This is a genomic window from Rhodoblastus sp., from assembly GCF_041915505.1.
In the GTDB taxonomy this organism is placed as follows: domain Bacteria; phylum Pseudomonadota; class Alphaproteobacteria; order Rhizobiales; family Beijerinckiaceae; genus Rhodoblastus.
In genome coordinates this window covers 1-5185 of record NZ_JAYSBG010000256.1, presented here as the reverse complement: position 1 = coordinate 5185, position 5185 = coordinate 1, and the positions used below count along the sequence as shown (strand labels likewise).

The following is a 5185-nucleotide window of genomic DNA, read 5'->3' as shown; positions in this document are numbered from 1 at the left end:
GAAATTCAAACCGGCCTGACGCCCGGAGCGCCTTCGGCATGATTCTCTTTCTTCTCGCCTTTCTGGGCGGCGCCCTTACCATCGCCAGCCCCTGCATTCTGCCGGTGCTGCCCTTCGTCTTCGCGGGGGCGGGGCAGTCCTTCCGGCGGCGTGGCCTGCCCATGCTGCTCGGCATGGCGGCGACTTTCGCGCTGGTCGCCACGCTCGCGGCCTTCGGCGGCGGCTGGGCGGCGCAGGCCAATTCCATCGGCCGGGGCGTCGCTCTGGCGCTGCTCGCCTTGTTCGGCCTCGCTTTGCTGTGGCCCGGCCTCGCCGAACGGCTGTCCGCGCCGCTGGTCGCCTTTGGCGCGCGGCTGTCACAGCGCGCCGATTCCGCCGGCGAACAGGGCGGGTTCGGCGCGGCTTTGTTACTCGGCGTCGCAACCGGGTTGCTCTGGGCGCCCTGCGCGGGCCCGATCCTGGGGATCATCCTGACCGGCGCCGCCTTGCAGGGCGCGACGGTGGGAACGACTTTGCTGCTGCTGGCCTATGGCCTCGGCGCGGCGACCTCGCTGGCGCTGGCGCTGCTGGTCGGCGGCCGCGTCTTCGCGGCGATGAAACGCTCGCTGGGCTTGGGCGAATGGGCGCGGCGCGCATTTGGCGCTGTGGTTCTGGCGGCGGTCGCGGCCATTGCGCTCGGGCTCGACACCGGCGTCCTCGCCAATCTCTCGCTGGCCAATACCGGCCGCTGGGAAGAGGCGCTGCTCGACCGCTTCGGCCTCTCGCCCGCGCAGGCGGATGGCGGCCAGAGCGCCTCCGTCGTGATGGCGCCGGGCGATGCGGCCGGCGCCATGATGATGAAAAGCGGCGACGCCCCCGCCATGGCGCCCTTGCCGGCGAAAGCCAAAGCCGACGAATTGCTGGTGGAAGGCCCTGCGCCCTCGCTGTCGGGGGCGGTGGAATGGCTCAATTCGCCGCCGCTCTCCAACGAGGCGCTGAAGGGCAAGGTGGTGCTGGTCGATTTCTGGACCTATTCCTGCATCAATTGCCTGCGCGCTCTGCCCTATGTGCGCGCCTGGGCCGACAAATATCGCGACCAGGGCCTGGTGGTGATCGGGGTCCATGCGCCGGAATTCGCCTTCGAGCGCGACGTCGGCAATGTGAAGCGCGCCGTAGCCGATCTCGGCGTGACCTATCCCGTGGCGATCGACAATGATTTCGCGATCTGGCGCGCCTTCCGCAACCAATATTGGCCGGCGCATTATTTCATCGACGCGCAGGGCCGCGTCCGCCACCATCATTTCGGCGAAGGCGAATATGACCAATCCGAAAAGGTGATCCAGCAGCTGCTGGCCGAGGCGGGCGCGAGCGGCGCGGCGGCCGGTGTGGTCAAAGTCGAAGCCAAGGGCGTCGAGGCGGCGGCCAATCTCGCCGACGTCGGTTCGCCCGAAACCTATATCGGCTTCGCCCGCGCGGAAAATTTCGCCTCGCCCGGCGGCGCGGTCGAGAATGAGTCCCATCTCTATGCGGGCGCGGATCTGCGTCTCAATGAGTGGAGCCTCGCCGGCGACTGGACCATCGGCGAGGAGCGCGCCGATCTGGATCGCGCCGGCGGCGCAATCGCCTTCAAGTTCCACGCCCGCGACCTGCATCTCGTGCTCGGCCCCGGCGCGGACGGCAAGCCGGTTCGCTTCCGCGTGACCGTCGACGGCGCAGCGCCGGGCGACGACCACGGCGCGGATGTCAACGCGGCGGGCGAGGGGACCGTTGCCGGCGAACGGCTCTACCAGCTCGTGCGCCAGTCTGGCGCCGCGCGCGACCGGCTGTTCCGGATCGAATTCCTCGATCCCGGCGTGCGCGCCTATGCCTTCACCTTCGGTTGATCAGGAGTTTCGCTATGAAAAACAAGTTTGTTCCCTTCCTGTCGGCGGCGGCGCTGGCCGCCGCGCTCGCGTGGGTCGTTCCGGGCGCCGTCGCCGAAGAGAGACCGCGCGACCTGCCGGCGCCGACGCTCGACGAACAGGCGTCGAAGTCGGGATCGGAAACCATCGTGCTGGCGGGCGGCTGTTTCTGGGGCGTCCAGGGCGTGTTCGAACACGTCAAGGGCGTCAGGAAGGCGGTTTCGGGCTATGCCGGCGGCGAGGCCGCGACCGCGCATTACGAAATGACCAGCAGCGGCGACACCGGCCATGCCGAGGCGGTGGCGGTGACCTTTGACCCGTCGCAAGTCAGCCTCGGGCGTATCCTGCAAATCTATTTCGGCGTGGCGCATGACCCGACCCAGCTCAACCGGCAGGGGCCCGATCATGGGACGCAATATCGCTCGGCGATTTTCCCGGGCGACGAGGCGCAGGCCAAAATCGCTCGCGCCTATATCGCCCAGCTCAATCAGGCGCGCGCCTTCGACGCCGCGATTGTCACCAAGATCGAGAACGGCAAGGTCTTTTATCCGGCCGAGGGCTATCACCAGGATTTCCTGGCCCGCAACCCGACCTATCCCTATATCGTCATCAATGACCTGCCCAAGGTCGCCGCGCTGAAACGGCTCTATCCGGGCCTTTATCGCGACGATCCGGCTTTGGTCGGCGCCGCCGGGGGCTGAGGCCCCGGCGCGCGGGTTTCAGAAGTCGTAGCGCGCCCGCAACATGCCGACCTGCTCGGTATAATTGGAGCCGAGCCGGGCGTTGTAGCTGACCTCGAAATTCTGTTGCTGGCTCAGCAGGGCCATGCGCAAAGCCGCGCCGACATCGGCGAGGTCGCGGGTCGGCTGCGGGCCGACCGCCTGGAAGTTGCCGCCGCCGATGAAAGCCGCCGTCACGGATTCCGCCGTGTCGAGGAATTCATGCTGCCAGACCGCGCGCAATTCCACCGCCGAGGCGAGCGACGGGGTCACGCTGAACGGCATGATCGCCTTGAGGCCAAGCCCCGATTGCAGCGAATTGGTCTGCTGGCTGGCGACATTCAGGCCGGCGCCGGCATAGCTCTTTTCCAGATAGGCGTCCTGGTCGATATGGGCGTAGAGCAGGGAGGCGACCGGGATCAGCGTTCCCATGGCGAAGGCGAAGGGCCGCCCGGCGTCGAGGCCCGCGCTATAGAGCAGGCCGTTGCGATTGGCGGTGGCGTAATCGTAATAGCCGGGGAAAGTGACGGTGCGGGTCGATGTATAATTCAGGCTGCCGACGCCGATATCGCCCTTGACGTACCAGGTCGGCTGAACCAGCGCGCCATAGACCATGCCTTCGACCGTCTGCACATCCAGATTGGCGTCGGAAATGCTGCTGTTCTTCGCCGAGCCGGTGGCGTAGCCGATCGCGCCGCCGAAGCGCAGGCCGGGACCGAAGGCGCGATCGAGGCCGGCGATGAAGCCGCCGAAATTGGAATCATAGCCGGAGACGCCCCCGGTCTGCTGCTGGGTGATGTTCGACCCGACCACGTTGAACCAGACGCCTTCGTCTTGCGGCGCCTCCAACGGACCCTTGTAAACCGGCGCCGCGCTGCCGACGAAATCGCGCGGACCGGCGGAGGGCGCATAGAGCCCGCCGTAAACGCTGGCGTCCATCCGGTTGAAGATCTGGCTGGCGAACAGATTGTTGATCGCCAGCGGAATCTGGATCGACGCGCCATTGACCGAGGGGCTCAATTGCTCCGCCGCCATGCGGACGACGGTGAGCGTGGGCAGCGCCTGAACCGCGACGCCGAGCCCCTGGACCTTGGCGTTGGAGCCGCCATAGGTCATCAGGCCGTTGAGCGCCGCCGCGCCGGACTGGGACAGGCCGGGAATTTGATAGGCGCTGAGCACGCTGGCGTTGAGCAGCAGGGCGCCCGAACTGCCGTCGACGGCCAGTTTCACCAGCGCGCCGCTGTTGACGACGGACAGGTCCGAGACATCGCCGGAAACATTGGACGCCAGCTGATAGACGTCGCCGTTGTGCACGATGGCGGCGAAGGTCGGAACGATGGTGGTCGCGCCGCCGAGGACCAGTTGCCCGTTGATCGAGCCGAGATTGGTCGAGGGCGCCGCCGCGGTTCCGCCGGGTCCGAAAATGGTGGTGCCGAGCGTGGCGTTCGGAACCAGGGTGATTCCGGGCGTGGTGGTGGCGGCGTTGGCCGTCACGGTGACGCGCGAGGTCGTCAGGTCGACCGAGCTGAAATTATTGACGCTGGCGAGATTGGTCACGCCGTCGAGTACGAGGCTGTTGGAGCCCGTCCCGTTGATGGCGACAATATTGCCGGCAAAACCGGACCCCGTAAGCGTGATCGAATTGACGGAGGTTGGCTGATCGAAAATGCGGATGTCGCCGGTCAGCGTTCCTTCATTGGTGAGGGTCAGCGACTGGCCGCCGACGACGCTCGCCAATTGTTTGCTGGTGGTGGCGCAGCCGGGGTTGTCGGTGTTCGATCCGGCTGTGGGGCAGGAATTGCCGTTGAAGTCGGTTCCGCCCGCGCTCAGATAGGTTCCGTCGACCGATCCCGGCGTCGGCACGGAAAAGACCACCTGGAACGGTCGCTGATCGACAGAGACATTGCCTTGCAACGTTGCGCCGGCGGCGTTGTCGATCACATGGGTTCCGGAGCCGAGATAGAGATTGCCCGCGATGGTTCCATAGTTCTGGATGTTGGAATCGCGCGGTCCGGCGCTGCTCGCCGAGACCGGCAATTGCAGCAGATCGGTCTGGCTCATGTTGGGGAAGGGATCCGTGCTTGAGCCGACCGCCGCCGCATAGACCAGCGGCGTGATGTCGAGCGCCAGAATGTCGCCCTTGATGGTCGCGCCGCGATTATTGGTGACGGTCAGCGCTGAAGTCTCCTCGACATTCACCGAACCGTCGGCGTTGGGCAGCACGATCGTGCTGTCGGGATTGGTGTTCGGCGCGGTGGCATAATCCGTGCCCGCATAAGCCGCGATGGCCCAGTGTCCGCTGGCGATCGTGTCGGCGCTGGTCCAATTGGTGTTGGCGATGGTCCCGGAATTTTCGATGGTGGTGTCGGCGCGCCCGTAATAGGTCGTGGCGAAATGGCCCGTCGCCAGAATCTGACCGCCGGCGAGATTGTTGACGACGAATTCATTGGTGTTGTCGTCGCTATACATCACCGCCATGGCGTTCAGCGTCGCGCCATTGTAGCGCGCGGTCAGGGTGGCCGGCGAGCCGCTGGACGTGGTGGTCAGTTTCGACGGGTCGAAGGCGCTGAAAAAGGTCTGGGTGAC

3 protein-coding genes are annotated in these 5185 nt (G+C 66.1%); 2 read left to right on the top strand and 1 reads right to left on the bottom strand.

The genetic code is table 11. The features are described 5' to 3' along the window. Positions 1-38 precede the first annotated feature (38 nt). Together ACE3S9_RS14465 and msrA are read left to right on the top strand one after the other, a co-directional pair. On the top strand, positions 39-1862 hold the full coding sequence (locus ACE3S9_RS14465; RefSeq protein ID WP_374547183.1) for a cytochrome c biogenesis protein DipZ: 1824 nt from the start codon (positions 39-41) through the stop codon (positions 1860-1862). Between the two features lie 14 nt (positions 1863-1876). Next, positions 1877-2581, top strand: a complete 705-nt coding sequence (msrA, locus tag ACE3S9_RS14460; protein ID WP_374547182.1) for a peptide-methionine (S)-S-oxide reductase MsrA — start codon at positions 1877-1879, stop codon at positions 2579-2581. 18 nt (positions 2582-2599) lie between these two features. Here msrA and ACE3S9_RS14455 read toward each other — a convergent pair. Continuing rightward, a partial coding sequence (locus tag ACE3S9_RS14455; protein WP_374547181.1) for an autotransporter domain-containing protein occupies positions 2600-5185 on the bottom strand: 2586 nt, incomplete at its 5' end.